Source organism: Streptomyces sp. NPDC001027 (assembly GCF_040299045.1).
Classification (GTDB): domain Bacteria; phylum Actinomycetota; class Actinomycetes; order Streptomycetales; family Streptomycetaceae; genus Streptomyces.
In genome coordinates, this window is the sequence record NZ_JBEPBI010000019.1 from 1 (window position 1) to 15,762 (window position 15,762).

Annotated in this window: 17 protein-coding genes; 2 read left to right on the forward strand and 15 right to left on the reverse strand. The window is 70.3% G+C overall.

Annotation, left to right across the window (positions count from 1 at the left end; translation table 11 throughout):
• Nucleotides 1-43: 43 nt before the first annotated feature.
• Together ABT300_RS08810 and ABT300_RS08815 are read right to left on the reverse strand one after the other, a co-directional pair.
• Nucleotides 44-586, reverse strand: a complete 543-nt coding sequence (locus tag ABT300_RS08810; protein ID WP_351673511.1) for a DUF6415 family natural product biosynthesis protein — start codon at nucleotides 584-586, stop codon at nucleotides 44-46.
• 220 nt (nucleotides 587-806) lie between these two features.
• A complete protein-coding gene (locus ABT300_RS08815; RefSeq protein ID WP_351673513.1) occupies nucleotides 807-1,124 on the reverse strand; it encodes a hypothetical protein in 318 nt (105 codons plus the stop codon).
• A 300-nt stretch (nucleotides 1,125-1,424) separates the two neighbouring features.
• Here ABT300_RS08815 and ABT300_RS08820 point away from each other — a divergent pair, with 300 nt between their 5' ends.
• Together ABT300_RS08820 and ABT300_RS08825 are read left to right on the forward strand one after the other, a co-directional pair.
• Nucleotides 1,425-2,720 carry an NsdA family TPR-like regulatory protein gene (locus ABT300_RS08820; protein WP_502977897.1) on the forward strand — a complete coding sequence of 432 codons (1,296 nt, stop codon included), beginning with the start codon at nucleotides 1,425-1,427 and terminating at the stop codon, nucleotides 2,718-2,720.
• A complete protein-coding gene (locus ABT300_RS08825; RefSeq protein ID WP_502977898.1) occupies nucleotides 2,717-3,271 on the forward strand; it encodes a GNAT family N-acetyltransferase in 555 nt (184 codons plus the stop codon). Before ABT300_RS08820 ends, ABT300_RS08825 begins: the two co-directional genes overlap by 4 nt.
• Before the next feature lie 32 nt (nucleotides 3,272-3,303).
• Here ABT300_RS08825 and ABT300_RS08830 read toward each other — a convergent pair whose 3' ends face one another.
• From ABT300_RS08830 to ABT300_RS08890, 13 genes are all read right to left on the reverse strand, one after another.
• A complete protein-coding gene (locus tag ABT300_RS08830; RefSeq protein ID WP_351673519.1) occupies nucleotides 3,304-3,501 on the reverse strand; it encodes a hypothetical protein in 198 nt (65 codons plus the stop codon).
• A gap of 879 nt (nucleotides 3,502-4,380) precedes the next feature.
• Nucleotides 4,381-4,698, reverse strand: a complete 318-nt coding sequence (locus ABT300_RS08835; RefSeq protein WP_351673521.1) for a hypothetical protein — start codon at nucleotides 4,696-4,698, stop codon at nucleotides 4,381-4,383.
• Nucleotides 4,695-4,997 carry a hypothetical protein gene (locus tag ABT300_RS08840; protein WP_351673523.1) on the reverse strand — a complete coding sequence of 101 codons (303 nt, stop codon included), beginning with the start codon at nucleotides 4,995-4,997 and terminating at the stop codon, nucleotides 4,695-4,697. Before ABT300_RS08840 ends, ABT300_RS08835 begins: the two co-directional genes overlap by 4 nt.
• A 12-nt stretch (nucleotides 4,998-5,009) precedes the next feature.
• Entirely contained in the window at nucleotides 5,010-5,873 is an 864-nt protein-coding gene (locus ABT300_RS08845; protein WP_351673525.1) for a peptidoglycan-binding protein, read from the reverse strand.
• Nucleotides 5,866-6,303, reverse strand: coding sequence for a hypothetical protein (locus tag ABT300_RS08850; RefSeq protein WP_351673527.1), 438 nt, complete (start codon nucleotides 6,301-6,303; stop codon nucleotides 5,866-5,868). The genes ABT300_RS08845 and ABT300_RS08850 overlap by 8 nt, the downstream gene beginning before the upstream one ends.
• Nucleotides 6,300-7,001 carry a hypothetical protein gene (locus tag ABT300_RS08855; protein ID WP_351673529.1) on the reverse strand — a complete coding sequence of 234 codons (702 nt, stop codon included), beginning with the start codon at nucleotides 6,999-7,001 and terminating at the stop codon, nucleotides 6,300-6,302. Before ABT300_RS08855 ends, ABT300_RS08850 begins: the two co-directional genes overlap by 4 nt.
• A 153-nt stretch (nucleotides 7,002-7,154) precedes the next feature.
• On the reverse strand, nucleotides 7,155-7,442 hold the full coding sequence (locus tag ABT300_RS08860; protein WP_351673531.1) for a hypothetical protein: 288 nt from the start codon (nucleotides 7,440-7,442) through the stop codon (nucleotides 7,155-7,157).
• A 14-nt stretch (nucleotides 7,443-7,456) separates the two neighbouring features.
• Nucleotides 7,457-8,293 (reverse strand): hypothetical protein, encoded by an 837-nt coding sequence (locus tag ABT300_RS08865; protein ID WP_351673533.1) that lies wholly within the window; start codon nucleotides 8,291-8,293, stop codon nucleotides 7,457-7,459.
• Between the two features lie 70 nt (nucleotides 8,294-8,363).
• Entirely contained in the window at nucleotides 8,364-9,080 is a 717-nt protein-coding gene (locus tag ABT300_RS08870) for a glycine-rich domain-containing protein (RefSeq protein ID WP_351673535.1), read from the reverse strand.
• Nucleotides 9,081-9,147: 67 nt separating this feature from the next.
• Nucleotides 9,148-9,684, reverse strand: a complete 537-nt coding sequence (locus ABT300_RS08875; RefSeq protein WP_351673537.1) for a hypothetical protein — start codon at nucleotides 9,682-9,684, stop codon at nucleotides 9,148-9,150.
• 49 nt (nucleotides 9,685-9,733) lie between these two features.
• On the reverse strand, nucleotides 9,734-10,759 hold the full coding sequence (locus ABT300_RS08880) for a hypothetical protein (RefSeq protein WP_351673539.1): 1,026 nt from the start codon (nucleotides 10,757-10,759) through the stop codon (nucleotides 9,734-9,736).
• Nucleotides 10,760-10,833: 74 nt separating this feature from the next.
• Nucleotides 10,834-12,168: a hypothetical protein gene (locus tag ABT300_RS08885; RefSeq protein WP_351673540.1), complete on the reverse strand. Its 1,335-nt coding sequence runs from the start codon at nucleotides 12,166-12,168 to the stop codon at nucleotides 10,834-10,836.
• Nucleotides 12,169-12,240: 72 nt separating this feature from the next.
• Complete coding sequence (locus ABT300_RS08890; protein WP_351673542.1) at nucleotides 12,241-15,480, reverse strand: phage tail protein; 3,240 nt, start codon at nucleotides 15,478-15,480, stop codon at nucleotides 12,241-12,243.
• Nucleotides 15,481-15,762 lie beyond the last annotated feature (282 nt).

The following is a 15,762-nucleotide window of genomic DNA, read 5'->3' on the forward strand; positions in this document are numbered from 1 at the left end:
AGGACTACCCGTGCCTGTCCTCGGGGGGATCTGTGGGCGCCGGTCAGGGCACGGCGCGCAGCCGCGCCCGCCGCTCCTCGGCGACGGCAGCACAGCTGTCTGTGTGGAGGTATCCGTGTAGGCCGCCGCTCGCCTCGGAGGCGAACACCGCCGCCTCGGCGCCTTCGCCCCTGGAGATCGGCTGCGAGCATGCGCCGCAGATCCGGCGCTGTACGGCCCGCTCGATCTCGCCGTCGTCGACCGCAGAGCCGAGCGGCCCGGGCCGCTCCCACAGTGCGAGGAGACTCCGGGCGAGGAGCGCCAGGTCGAAGACGTCGCACTGCTGCTCGGCCAGCGACGAGCCCGCCCTCTCCGCAAGAACGTGCTGCGCTCGCACGATGACGTAGACCGCGGTGCGCCGGTACTCGCCGCGCATGCGCGCCGCGAGGCCCGTCAACTCGGAGACGAGAAGCCGGACGTGCCCCCCGAGGAGACCGGCAGCCGCGTTGAGAACTTCACCTTTCGGCAGGCCCGCCGTGCCGAGGACGGCGCCGTACGACTGCCGGATCGTGGCGGCGTCAATCTCCACTCGACGTGCGCCGTTCACCGTGCCTCCCTGGGGTGGCTGTCCGCGGTGACCGGTGCCGGGTTGTCGAGCGCGCTCGGGTTCGTGGTCCATTCCATTCCCCCCGTCGCCGGCCGGAGCCACGCCAGCGCGCGTGTCCCGTTTAAGTCCGGAGCGATGGCCCGCAGGACCCCGCGGCGGCCGGTCGCCGTGTCCTCGACCTCGCGGCCGATCCAGGGGTGCTCGCGATGGAGGAGCGCGCTCACTTGGCCTCGCCTCCAGTCGAAGCCAACGGCGCCCATGAGTACCGCAGACGTACGCCCCGCTCCTGAAGCCAGCCGATCTCGCGGTGCCGCAGGTCGGGCGAGTGGTCCGGAGCGACAGACGAGGGCCACCGGACGATCACCACGTCGGCCGAGCCGGACTCCACCAGTTCCCGTACCCGCGCCCATCCCTCACGCTTGCAGGGGTCGGGTTCGCCGTACGGGTCGGTGATCACTTCAGTGATCGTCAGCCCGTGCGCTTCCGCAAGGGACTTGCCTTCTGCTTCAGCTCGTTCCGCCGCCAGGCTGGGTGTCATGAGGCTTCGCTCGGCGCACACGTAGAGAACGGCGGCGACTGCCGGGGCGGGGCCGGCGGAGGTGGCCGGCGTTTCCTGTGAGGTTCCTGATTCGGTCATCGGTGGAGCCTTCTGGTCGTCTCGGTGCCCGCTCGTCCCCCGTGAGGCGAAGAGGAAGCGGGGCGGGGCCGTACACAACAGCTAACCCACCGTCATCACAGGTTGTGCATGACGAAGTTGGCCGGGCCTCTCGCGCCGAGACTGACGAATTGACGCGCTCTTTACTGTCGGTCGCGCGCCGAACCTCCTACCGTGGAATGCATGGGTGAGACCCGAAACGAAGCCTTAGCCGCCTGGATCAAGGCTCACCGCATGTCGGCCGCAGAGCTTGCAGACGCCGTGAACGAAGCAATCGGCAACCTCACCGGCAAGCCCGGCGCCACGTCTGAACGGACCGTGTTCCGATGGTTGTCCGGCGAGAATCAATGGCCGCAGGCACGGCAGCGCACCGCGCTGGAGATCGTCACCAGCCGCACCATCACAGCCTTAGGGTTCGTGCCTCGGGGGACACGCAAGACCATCTCAGCACCCCCAGCACCACGACCGGAGGACACAGTGCACCGCCGCCGTTTCGTCGGGGCGGCCACCGGCACCGCCGCCGCCGTCGCCGTACCCCTCGTCAACGCAGCTTCCCACCCCTCCCGCGTCGGCACCTCCGACGTGATCCGACTCCGAGATCACATCGCGAACCTCGTCGAGCTGGACGCGGCACGCGGCGGACACACCGCCCTCGAGCGCGCAGCCCTCGCGGGAGCCTCCGAAGCCCTCGGCCTACAGAAGCTCTCCGCCACACAACGCGTGAGGCAACGCCTTTTCGCCGTCGCCTCGGACTTCACCGCAACCGCCGCCTGGTCCCTGATCGACGCGGGGCAGCTCGATAACGCCGGACGCCACCTCGACCGCGCCCTGACCCTCGCAGGCATGGCCCAGGACTCCGAAATGATCATGCAGGTGTGGAACCTGCGCGCCATGCTCGCCCGGCAGCGCGGAGACTACGCCGAAGCCGTCGCCGCAGCCCAGGCCGCCCAGACGACCACCGCCGCGCGCCGCAGCCCGCTGCACGCCTCCCTCGCCCACGCCCGGACCTCAATCGGTCTTGCCCACTCCGGGGACGAGCGCGGGGCCCTGCGCTCCCTCGGCCGCGCCGAGGAAGCCATGTCGAAGGCGGACACCGCCGCCCCACTGCCCATCTGGATCGCGTTCTACGGGCCTGCGGAACTGCACTCGATCACCGCTATCGTGCGGGACGTCATCGGGCAGCCGGCGGAAGCTGAGGCCGCCTCCTACCGAGCGCTCGCCGCCCTGCCTGAGGCGTACCGCCGCAACCGCGCGAACGCCACCGTACGACTCGCCCTCGCCCAACTCCATCAAGGCGACGTCGAGCAGGCGTGCACCACCAGCGGCGACGCATTCCAGATCATGACCGGTGCCCCGATCCCCGGCCGCATCAGGCGAACCCTCGGCGACTTCCAGCGAGATCTGATCACCATGGCTTCCTCTACGCACATCGCGCATGAGTGGATGGACCGCTACCGGACCGAATGGAGCACACCTTGACCACGGCGACCATCGAACTCCGCCACTACGGGCACGACGACCTACAGCAGATCCGGCAGACCCTGCTGGACGTTCACGCCGACGCCTACGCGGACGAGATGGAAGACGAGTTCAACCAGCGATTCCCCTGGTTCGTCGACCACTGGGGCGGACACCCCGGGTTCTCCTGCGTGATTGGCTACGACGAGGACGAACCGGTCGGCTTCGCCTACGGCGCCCCGGCCACCCCCGGCCGCGAGTGGTGGCGCGAGCACGTGAGCCAACCGCCGGCGGATAGCTCTACGTTCTCGTTCTCTGAGCTGATGATCCGCCCTAAATGGCGCAAGACCGGCACCGGCGAACGTCTCCACGCGGCACTGATTGGCGCTCGCCCCGAGGCCCTGGCCGTGCTCCTCGTGGACCCCGACCACCCCAAGGTGCAAGCCCTCTATGAGCGGTGGGGCTACGAGAAAGTCGGGAATCGGCAGCCATTCCCGGACTCCCCGAACTTCTCCGTAATGCTGCTACAACTGCACCTGGCTACGAGCGGCCAGAACGGGGATACTGCGTGAACGCGGAATGAGGCACACCAGCAGGCCCGCGCTCAGGCGCTGTAGCCCTTCTGCCGGGCAGCCCCGCCCCATCCGGCCGCCACCTTCACGAAACAGGAGCGGCACAGCGGGTTCGAACCGGTCCCGTAGCGCTTGCACTTGGCCGAGCACTTCGAGCACAGGCCCTCCTCGGAGGAGTCCCACACCGGCATGGGATAGTCCTTCAGCGGAGTGATCGGCGTGCCATCCACCTCTCCCCTCCTGCCGTATCACCGGACAGTCCGATCTTCTACCCTCTCGCCGTGGTGCATCCCATGGGCCGCATCTGGGCCCGTGTCCGAGTAGATGTGATTGAGGCGACGGCCTTACCCACTCCACTCCGGTGGCGGTATCCAACAAATGGGCATCATGGTGGAGTAATAGCCCAGTAGGCGCTCTGCACCTCGTGCAGGGTCAGGCAAGCACCGGCGTCCTGGAGCATTGATGAAGGCGAAGCCGAAGATTGGACCGACTCACGACACTGCCTTTTTCAGGGATATCCAGGCAGTATTCGAACAGCACCCGAATGTCGCAAAAAACTACGCCATTGGGTATGTCGGTGAGGTAGTTGACATCATTGGAGTTGACCTTAATCGCCAGGTCGGGGTGTCGACTGTTCGGGACGGTGAGATTGTCACCAAGTACGTTGACCGGGCCGGCGGGCCCGGCTCCGGGCCGCCCGAAGATGAAGGGTGCTTCCGGTGGGTGTGGAGGGCCGGTGGATGGGTGTGTGCCGCGTACATGGTCATGCCACCCCCGACCTAGAGGCTTGGAGGCGGAGCGGGAAGGCCCGAGGACGGGGGGCGCGGCGCACTCGCCCACGGGGCCGTAGACCCGGTCTCCGCGAAACGGGGTCACCTCCGCTGAGCGGATGCGCTACGAGTATGGGAAGTCGGCCGGGGTGAGGCTCGGGCAGCGGCCCTTCAGCGGTCGCCCGGCGGACTGCGTCGAACTCGGGAGCATCTCGGTTGGCCTCTGCTTCGGCAGCCACGCGAATGACTCGTCAGGTCGTCGTGCTGGGCATACGGGCCAGCACGACAGAGCCTCACCCCTCGGTGCGGTTTGAGGGCCGGGGCTCAGTCTCGGGGCGGTCAGCGCAGGAAGAACCCGGCGACGCCGCCGGCCGCGCCAACGAGGGCGGCGACTGCGCCGAGCGCGGGCAGCGGCCACCGCCGCGTTTCGAGATCGTCGATCCGTGCCGTCTCGCGCTTCTGCAGATCGGTCCCGCCCAGCTCCAGCGCGCGGATACGCGCCTCGTGATCGAGGACATCGCCCTTGATCTCCCGGGTGTCGGCCAGAATCCCGTCGAGCTTGCCGTCCATCCGGGAGACCATGCGCGACACGTGCTGAACCTCCTGGTACATCTGCCCCGCCGTGATGACCACGCCAGAGTCGGGCGGTGTACTCATGGGCGGCTCTGCCGTATCAGCTCGGCGACGTCGTCCGACGAGCGGTATCGCGGCGGCTGCGCGTACCCGAGCAGCGCACCCGCCGCGCCCTTCAACCAGGGCGGCCCGCCAGCCTTCTCCACGAGCCGCTCGACGAGCCGGAACACGAGGTAGTAGGCACCCGCCACGGCGAGCGTGATCGCGGACTGCACCGTGTCGGAGCCGACGGAGAACCCGAGGCCGGTCAGAGCGACGATGATCCAGCCGGCGACGAGCGGGACGACCGTCCGCAGCACGGACGGGAACAGGCTTCCAGACATGGGCGACTCTCCTTAGACGTTCGGGACCTTCAGGGCGTCCCACGTGGTCCGGCCGGGCGGCCACTTCGCATCCGACCCGGTGAAGCCCTGTTTGCGCTGCCACGCCTCGTAGGAGTCGACGTCGGCCTGGCCGAGGACCGGCCCGGGGCCGACCTTGTAGCGGCCGCACCCGACGGCGACGAGCCGCTCACCCATCGCGGTGAAGATCGGCGAGCGCTTTCCGAGCGCCGGCCGGGTGCCGTTCATGAAGAACGACGCCCCCGGATACGGCTCGTACGTCTTCGGCCCGGACGTGAACGCCGGCCACGACCCCGGGTCGGTGTGCTTGTTCTCCGGGGTCTGGTTGTGGCCGAACCAGCCCGCCTTGGACTCCCACACGGACTCGCTGCGGTCCGACGTGAAGCCGTTGGGGCGGCCCATCGGCCAGACGTCCGGGACCCCCCAGGACCTCACCCACGCGTTCAGCTCCGCCCACCCCTTGCACGGGGTGTCGGTGAGCTTCGCGTACACCTTCCCGCCGACGCGGCAGTACGGGAAAAACAGGGCTTCGACCTGGAGGACGACCTTCCCGGCCCGGTTCGTGCGCGTGCCGCCCGCCAGGTCCACGACCGACTTCGAGCGGGACGTCGCTGGATAGAACTGCGTGCACCGGCCGACGAAGGGATCCCACAGGATGTGAGGGGCCGAGCGCCGCCCGTCCGGGTTCTTCCCGAAGTAGGTCCGCAGGTCCTCGTACGGAACGAGGTTCTGCGGCTTGGACGCGGTCGCGTTGCGGTCCCACGTGACGTGAGCGATGGCTTTCGGCTTGCCCCCGTCGGTCGGCGCGTCGTCCCCGATCAGCAGCTTCGTCGCACCCGGCAGATACAGCTCAGCCACGGGCCACCCCCTCGGCCGGTTCGGTCGGCAGGTACAGCACCGGCTGACCGCCCTCGGGCAGCGGAGGCATCCCGACCGGATCGACGGCCTGCCGGTACGCCTCGTAGCCGGCCGCCCACGCGTCCTCCGTGACGAGAGTGAAGCCGTCACGCACCGGCAGCGCATACACATCGATCGGGCCGGCCGGGATGCCGCCCCACTCGACGACGCGGCCGAACCTGTCACGCGTCTGCGGCGTCACCGGCAGATCGACGAGGAGATCGGACGCCGACATGAACTTCCACCGGCTCTCCGCAGCCAGGCCCAGTTCTGCGGGCAGCTGCACGGCGTCGGGGTGATCCTGCGGAACCTCGCTCCACTGGACCTGCTCGAGAACGGGGAAGCCGTCGCTGTCACGCAACGCCCCTCGGTACACCACGATTTCGGTCACGCCGTGACTCCAAAGAGAGAGATCGCCGGCTCGTTGAGGACCAGGCGGACGGTTGAGTTGGCGGTGGTGCAGATGACCCGGATGCGGGTGTCGACGGTCGCGCTTCCGCCGGGCGGGATCGTGAAATTCTGCGGCGGATGAATGTCGTCGCCGCCGACAGCCGTCACCGAGGCCGTCGTCGCGTCGGTGACCCACGTCGCGTTGCGGTACACCTGGAAACCGCCGCCGTTGATCTGGTACTCGCCGAAGACGTTCACTCCGGTAGAAGGCGGCGTAGGGTCGCCGTGCACGGCCGCGTCCACATCGGCGCGCAGCCGCCCGTTCATCTGCATCGTCACCACCATCGGCCGACACGACGACGGATTGACGATGGTCGCCGCCGCCAGCCGCTGGCTGACCTGCGTGAAACTTCCGCAGGCAGTACCGGGCCAGGGGAGCTGTTGCGTGGCGCCGCTCTGGGCCCCGCCACTGGCCGTGGTCTGCGGCGGCTCGCCCTTCAGCTCACCCGTCGCCGGGTCGCAGTAGACGCCGCTGCCGCTCGTGCCGATATCGCAGGCGTACGGCCATGTGTCCACCGCTGCGGCGAGCGGCGAGCCGGGGGAGCCATCGCCCGTGAGACCGCACCCCGTCACGGGAGCCGCGCCGGTAGCGCTGACGACGTACGGGTTCGAGGTGCTGCCGGTGCCGCCGACGGTCACACCAGAACCCGCGACCACTCTGCATGTGCACCCGCGGGCACCGCTGCAACAGGCCATCGGACCACTCCCAATCGGAGAGCAAGCCCGGCCCAGAACCAGCAGCAGACACAGTCTAAGAGCTGACGCGCGCCCCCCGCGTCCTCGACCTGCGGCTCAGTGCTGCCCCGTCGGCGGCGTGTATCCGGAAAGGGCCCGCGCCACGTCCGCGGGGAGGCCGCTGGAGACGAGCGCGCCGTACGTCTTCAGCCCGCGCGCCGTATCGCCCGCAGTCAGCTCCGCAACATGAGCAGCATGCCGGGCCTCCGCCTGGGCCGAAAGCGCCGTGAACTCGGCGCCGCTCAGGCTGAGCGCGCCGTCCGGCCGGGCCACGACCGCGCCTTCGGTCGCGGACACCGTCACCAGGTCCCCGTTCGGGAACTGGAAGTGCGTCGTCGTTTCCACAGCAGGTCTCCGCTCTACGTCGGGTTCGAGAACAGCCACGCCCGCGTGACGAGCTGGGCGTTGTTCCACGTGGCGCCGCCCGCGCCCCGCGCCATCGTCAGATCCAGCGAGACCGTGATGCTGCCGCCGGCGGGCACGGTGAAGTTGTGCAGCACGAGGTTCTGGTTGTGCCAGTTCGTGATGGCCGTGCTCCCCGAGTTCCGCATGTACTGGACCTCGTCGCCGTTGATGCCTGCCCCGGCGGCACCGCCGCCCGCGGGGAGATCGAACTGCACGTCGATCTGCCGCATCACGATCGCGTTCGCCGACCGGCACAGGTCCGGGTTCGTCACGGTGACGTCCAGCGTCCGTACGACCGTTGACGCAGCGGGAACCGCTATCGGCGAGCTGGGCAGGACGTTCACCGAGGCCTGCTGGAACGACTGCCGCACCGGCGGGTCGCTGTAGAGGACTCCGTCCGTGCCGCAGTACACGCCACCGCCCGCGGCCTCGACGTCGCACGCGAACGGCCACGACTGCGAGTTCACCGCGACCGGCGCACTCCCTGAGCCGTCGCCGAGCAGCCCGCAGCCCGTCTGCACCGTCGCTGCGCCCGTCGGCACGAACAGGCCGTCGCCGTTGAGGGCCAGGTTGTTTCCCGGCGCGCTCGACACGTCGGCGCTGAACGCGCCCGCCGCCTGGTCGAAGGTGATCCCAGGGCCGGCCGAGAGACAGCCGCGCACCCCCGCACAGTCGGTAACCGCGTTCACGACGTACGGATTGACCGACGACCCGGAGCCGGTGACGGTCGTGCCGTCCCCCGCCTGCACCACACAGTTGCAGCCGTCCCCGCCGCACTGACACCTGGCCAAGACGCCCACCTCTTCAGCGTTCGTGGCCCGGCCCACAACCAGCGGCAGCGCCCAGTCTATGACCCGCGTTTCAGCCGTACAGGTGCACGATCACGCGGCCTTCGCCGCCCTCGGCCCCGTTCACGACACCCCCGACGGACAGGCCGCCACCGGCGCCCGCCCCGTACCCGCGCGACACCACCCCGTCGCCTTGCGCGATACGCCCCAGGCCGCCCGTGCCGAGGAACGACTCCCCGCCGTGACCGGCCATCGCGAAGACGCCGTTGATGCGGATTGCTGACCCGCCCGCACCGCCGCCCAGCGACAGATCCCCCGTCAGGCCGGACGGGGCCGACGCGCCCTGAGCCGTGCCAGGCGTCGCGGCAGACGCCATACCTGAGGAGCCTCCGAACCCGCCCGGCGCCACCGCGAACGACCCGAACGAGGACTGGCCGCCGTCACCGCCGTCACTGGTCGTGCCACCCGCGGCCCCGGCCGCACCCACCACGATGGTGACCGAAGCCGGCAGCGCTGATGCCTGGACCAGCGACCGCGAGTAGCCGCCGCCCGAGCCGCCAGGGCGAGCGATCGATTCGCCGGCGTCGGCGTCCGCGCCCGCTGACCCGCCGCCGCCGCCCTGCACCTCGACCTCAACCCTCGCCAGCCACGGGAAGTCAGCCTTCTTGAACAGGGACACGCCCGGCGAGTAGTAGAGGGTCTGCCGCAGTCCCATCGTGCCCGGCTTGAGGCAGAGTTCGCCGCTGTCGTTGACGGTGAAGTAGTCCGAGCAGACACAGGCGCGGGCCACGTCAGCCCCCTTCGGGAGTCTCAGTAGCCCGGCCCAAAACCAGCGGCACCGACAGGGTACGCGCCGGTCAGACGCCGGCCGGCTGGCCGCTCGCAGTGACGTGGACCTGTACGCCCGCCCCGGCGGGCAGCAGCGGAAGCAGGCCCAGGCCGAGGAGCGGCTGTGTCCGCCACACGCGGACCGTCGCGCCCTGGGCGCTGACCTGCTCGAGGGTCACCGTCACGGTCCGGTCGTCGTTGGGGTTCGAGTCGACGACGAGCGCACCGATCACCGGCGGCGCAGCGAACGGCTTCGGGAACACCCAGGCCGCGCGACCGTCCGCGCCGGTCGCCACGACTGCGGCGACCGGTGCTGGCCCGGGCGGCCCCTGCGGGCCGCGCTGCCCCGCTTCCCCGGGCGGGCCCTGCACACCGGGTTGCCCTGCCTCCCCCGGCGGGCCGGGCGGCCCCTGCTCGCCCCGCTGCCCGGTCTCTCCCGGCGGGCCCTGCTCGCCGCGCTGCCCGGTCTCCCCCGCCGTGCCGGGCGGCCCCTGCTCGCCCTTACGGCCTGGGGTCCTCGACTGGGTGCGCGCCGACCTCCCCAGGTCACGCAGGACACCCCCCATGGCGTTACCCGGCAGGCGCCGGGCCGCTGATCCCCTGGCCGCCACTGTGTCAGTCCTCCACGTCGCTGCTGGCCGGGGCGAGGGTGACCTGAACGCTCTCCCCATCTCCGTCTTCGCTCACCTTGAGCCCGGCGATCTTCAAGCGCTGCGTCAGGGACCGGCACGTCGCCGCGGTGGCCACGTCCACACACCAGCCGGGGACGAGTCTGGCGACATCGACGGCCGCTTCCGGAGACAGGGTCACCTCGTCCGACGACAGGAACACCGGCACCGGATAGCTCGCCGCACGCCGCGAACGGGCCGCCGCCGCAGCCGAGTCGTTCGTCTTCACCGACGTCTCCTCGATGCTCCGCTCCAGCAGCCCGTAATAAGCGTCCTCGCCCCCGGAGACACCCTTCACCGCACTGTTCTCGTCGCCGTGGATGATGACCCGCGTCGCGAGCTGCGAGCCGTCCTCAGCGACGACCAGGCCCGCGGGGAAGTCCGCGTCGGTCAGCGTGCCGACGCTCGCGCTCCAGTCCTCGGGCATGAGCACGATGTTCGACCCGACAGCCGTGTAGTCGAGGCCCGTGTCCGCTAGGTCACGCAGATGGTCGCCGGTCTGCCCAATGTCGACGGTGTACGCGCGGCCGCCCTCAACACCCGCAGCGCCGAGCACGGTCACCGAGTGCCCGGGATCGTCGGGCGCGAAGCCGTCCTCGATCAGCCACTCGGCGATGCTCGTCAGATCCGTGCGGTCGAACTCGATCGACTGATGGGGCACCCGCCGATCCAGCCAGACCAGCACGTCCGAGGCCCACAGTTCGACCTTGTCGAAGGACCACTCGGCTTGGATGATCGGCCCCTCCCACACGGTCACACCGTCGCGCGCGATGACCAGCTTGTGCCGCCAGGTGCGCACCTTGCCGAGCGCCGCGCAGCAGTCGCCATCAGGGCTGATCACGACGTGCGCCGTCGAGACGTCGTCCAGGACGCGCGTCCACTCCACCGACGTCAGGATGTCTGCGGGCGTGACGATCGCACCGTTCCGGTCCACGACGTACGCGGAGTGCACCCCACAGCCGGCTGACGACATGGCGCCCCTCGGGAAGAAGGAGGCCCGGCCCACAACCAGCGGCTACCCGCAGCCTACGGCCGCTGTCCGGCGGGTCAGTAGCCCTTGCCGGTCATCGCGACCGTGACCGTCGCGTCAGCGGCCGGCGTCAGCATCACATCCGTCTCCAAGCACAGGCAGATGGAGGCGCAGTCGATCTCGGGCCACGTCGGCGGCGCCCCGTCGCGCCCCCACACGCTCCTGCTCGTCTCGCATCCGCCACCACACTCGACGGTCGCCCGGCCGATCTGCCCGTCGAGGACGAGCGTGCCGCCCGCAGGAACGAACCCGATCTCGAACACGGCGAGCGGGTCGCAGCGCTTCTTCTGCGCGATCTCGTCGCAGCCCAAGCCCTCGTCGGCCTCGGTCCGCTCGTAGAAACTGATCGTGAGCCGACGCAGATCCTCACTCCCCGCGAAGACGGTGATCACGGGAACGTCAGACGACCAGGCGGGCCGGCCAGACAGGTCGAGGTCGTAGCACTCCCGCGTCACGGCGAGCGCATCACAGAAGCACGAGGACGGCGACGAGGGCTGCGGAGGAGGCGGCGTCGAGCACAGCGGATCGGCGCACGCGGCCTCCGGGTCCGGGCACGCGGCGAGCCGACAGTCCCCGCTCGCACATTCCTCGGGCGCATCCTCCGCGTCGTGGATGCACCACACAATGCAGTCGTCGCTGTCGTCGGCCGGAACGCCCACGGACAGCAGCGGCAGCTCATCGGTCCACGGCCACGGCGTCGCAGCGGTCAGGATGAACTCGACAGTGAGGATGTCCGCGCCACCCGAGCACTGACCGGCAGAGCAACTCCCGTCGCCGTTGCGGGCCGTCACCGTCGGCCCTGACGTGAGGGCGACACGGCGGTAGGTGCGGAGGTGCTTCGCTGCGAAGCCCTCCGGGTCGTCTTGGTCGCCGGGGCAGCAGTTGAACATGGACACGCAGTCGCCGCCGCACGCCGAACCCGTGCAGCCCTGCAACGCCTCGGCGAGCCAGTGAAGCCCGTACTCCACCGCGCAGCACGTCGCGCCGAGGAGGAGCCCGGTCACGGTGATCGTGCGGGGCAGGACGCGCGCCGGGCCGAGTGCGCCGCCGCCGATCACCGCGTTCGTCACGGTCCGCTTCACCGGATAGTCGTCGACCCCGTCGAACGAGAGCGGCAGGAACCCGGCGAAGTCAGCCGACTCGGGAACGTCCGGGTCGTACCAGGGCGCGGGCGAGTCGGGGTCGTCCGGCGTGGTGTAGGGGCTGTGGCTGAAGACCTCGTTCGTGAGGCTGTCGCACGCGCAGATATCCGAGCCCGAGTCGAGCGGCGAGCCGACCGTCTCGAGGTAGGCGCGCAGGCGGGCCGTGTTGATGACCTCGATGCCGCCCACCGAGAGGTAGTCGGTCAGCACGTGCACCCCCAGGTGAGGAAGCGCCCGGCCCACAACCAGCAGCGGCCCTCAGCTTACGGCCGCCCCGTGCAGTCACATGCTGTACGTCAGCGCCATGCGGTGCATGACGCGGCCCGCGGTGGTCTCGCCGTCGCCCACCTCGTGGATGTTGAAAACGGGGGCGATGGTGACCGTGCCGTCGCCGCCGGATGCCGTCGTCCCGTCACCGCCGAGGATCTCCGTCAGGCCCGACTGGACGGCGAGCTTGCGCGCCCGCTGCGGCTTCGTCAGCGGGATGATCACCTCCGGGCCGGCCTCACCCACCAAGGCGTGCGTCGGCCCGAGCACGATGCCGCCGTCCGCGAACGGCAAATACTTGCGGACCGCGCTCGGCAGACCGGACTTGATGCTGGACAGGATGCGGGAGCCGATGTTGCCGAGCGCGCCGACGATCCTGCCCGGCAGGCTCGTGAACAGGCTGACGATCCCGGAGATCAGCGACGACACGGCGCTTCGAGCGCTTCCGGCCGCCGAGCTGAACGCGCCCGAGATGCGGGAGCCGAGCCCGGACAGCGCCGACGCGATCCGGCCGGGCAGACCGGTGAAGAACGAGACGACGGACGAGCCGAAGGAGCGGGCCGTATTGAGTGCGCTGGTGCCGGCCGACCGGAACATCGCCGACAGCTGCCCGGGCAGCGCTGCGAGGGCGCTCGCAACCCTGCCCGGCAGCTGCGAGAAGAACGACGCCGCCGAGGAGATGAACGACGAGATCGCGGCGCGCGCGGACGCGAAACCGGACGCGAACGCGGAGAGGATTGACGAGCCGAGCGACGACAGCGCGGCCAGGATGCGGCCCGGCAGCTCCGTGAACAGGAACACGATCCCCGCGATCGCCGTGAGCAGCGCGATAGCGACGCCAGCGACGGCCTGGATGAAGAACGTGAGGAGCAGCCCGGGCAGCGCCGCGAGCCCCGACATGATCAGGCCGGGCAGCGAGGTGAAGAACCCGACGACGGCCTGGAAACCGGTCGTCAGGCCGGTCGCCACGGTGGTGACGAGCGTCGTGAAGAACATCGACACCATCGAGCCGAGCGCGCTGATCCCGGACACGATCAGCGACGGCAGGTTCGTGATGAACGTGACGACCGCGGTGAGCCCGGTGATCAGGCCCGCCAGGACGCTGACGACCTCCTCGATCACCGGGACGATCACGTTGACCGTCATCCACGACGCGAACCCGGCCTCGAGCTGGAGGACCGGCGCTTGAAGGTTCGTCACCATCACGAGCAGTGACGCCAGGGCGGTGGCGAGGCCCGCGATGGGCGGGAGGATCGGCAGGATCGCCTGCACGATCGCCGAGAACGCATCCGTGAGCGGCGGCAGGACGGGCAGCAGCGCGTCAGTGAACGCGGACACCAGCGGCACCATGGCGACCGCGACCTGCGCGACGACGCCGGCGACCTGCGCCAGGACAGGCGCGAGCGCCTGGAACACGCGTGCGATGGCCTGCCCGATACCTGCCGCGAGGGGCGTTAGCGCCGACACGAGCGTGACGAACGCCTGCGTCAGCGGCGGCAGGACGGGCATCAGCGCGCCGACGAGCGCCGAGATGATCGGCGTGAACAGCGTCGCAAGGCTCTGGAGGACGGGGGCGAGGGCCTGCGCCAGGACCGCGACGAGCTGACCGACGAGCGGCAGCAGCGGCGCCAGGGCCGACAGGACAGACCCGATCGCCGCGCCGACCGGCCCCAGGCTCGGGCCGATCGCGGAGAAGGCGCCGGCGAGCGCCGACGCGACGGTCTGAAGGCTGGGCGCGATGGCCGCCAGGGCGGGCCCGAGCGAACTGATCACACCCGTCAGCGCGGGCCCCAGCGTCGCGAAGACGGGGGCGAGCGCGGGCGCTATCGCCCCGATCTGTGTGACCAGCGCGGCCAGGATCGGCCCGAGCTGAGCGGCGATCGTCGCGACCGTGCGGAAGATGTTCCCGATCGCGTCCTGACCGGCGGCCGAGTTGACGAAGTCACGGAACGCGCCCGTGATCGTCTGAATGTTGTTCAGCAGCCCGCCGCCCGCACCGTTCGCGGCGGAGAAGACAGCCGACAGGATGTCGCCGACGTTCGACGCGATCGCACCGAGCTGCTGGAACACGCCGACGGCATTCCGAACCGAGTCGACCGCCCGGCCCGACGCGGCGAACTCGGACAAGAACGTCCCGATCTGCGCGCCGACTTGGGCGATGCCGGCGCCGACCTGCGTACCGAAGGCCTGCGACACCGCCGCGCCGACGTCGAGGAAACCCTTCGCCAGAGGCGCGACGATCGCCTGGAGCCCCGACGCGGCCTGCGTGGTGCCCTGAATGATCGCGCGCAGCGGCCCGACAGCCTGCTGCGACGCCGCGAACTTCAGGCCCTCGTCGGCGGCCTTCCCGAACACCGCCGCCAGGCCGGTGAGCTGCGTCCGCAGCGGCAGCAGGTTCTTGATCGCCGCGCCGACGTCGTCCGCGAACTGGGCGAAGAACGCCTGCTGAATGGACTGCTGGACGGCCTTCAGCCGCGGCGCCAAATCCCGGACAGCGGCGACCGCCTTCTGCGCCGCCGGGGCCAGCTTGTCCAGCGCCTTCTGGAACGCCTCGGCGTCCCCCGACAGGGCCGCCGACAGCGCGTCGGACACACCGAGGACAGCGAGCTTGAGCGTGCCGAGCGCGATCTTCGCGCCGATGATCGCGGCGGGGAACGCCGCGACGATCCCGGCGGCCGGGGCGAGCGCCGCCGTCAGCGCGACGACGCCCTGCGCGGCGCCCGCCGCCGCGATCCCCAGCGCCCCGAAGCGGAGCGCGGACGTGAGCGTCGAACCGAGACGGCCAGCCACCCTGCCCAGGCCGCCCAGGGCCCGCGTGAACCGGTCGTTGTCGACGTCCACGTTCGCGTTGACCGTGACGTCCGGCGGGCGGTGCGCCCGGATCCGCGCGTCGAAGTCCGACAGGTCTGGGATGACGCGGACCTGTATCTCTTCGCCGGCGAGCGCGGCTCGCAGACGCTCGACGAACCCCGTCAGGTCCGGGGCGACCGGAATGTCGATCGAGTGGAGGGAGCGGAGCCCGCTCAGGAGTTGCGCGTCGAAGCGCCGCAGGTCCGGGTCGACGCGGACGGTAACGGCGGCCGCGTCCAGGCCGCGCTGGATGTTGCGGCGGATCTGGTCGCCGGCGTTGCGCGTCGCACGGTCCAGGGCCCGCTGGATGCGTATGCCGAGGTCGCGGGCGTCCGCGACGATCCCGCGGTCGTCCAGCGTGATCGTGATGCGCGCGGACCCGTAGTCCTCGTCCTCGCCAGCCACCGGGCAACCCCGCTTTCGCGTGTGGTTGCCCGGCCCAGAACCAGCGGCTACAGCAGCGCGTGAAGGCCTGCCGTGATCTCCAGATTATCCGTCTACCTGCGGCCTTGAGCTCGCGCGTCGTCGGCCGCCGCCTGCGACATCAACGCCCGTGCCTGGCTCGCATCCATGCGTGCCGCAGTGGGAGGCCGCGCCCCTCCCGCCGACTGCCTGCGCGTCCCCTTCGGCGGGGCGTACAGCTGAGCCCGGTTGCGGGCGCGCGCCGTGTCGTCCTCCGCCGCTGCG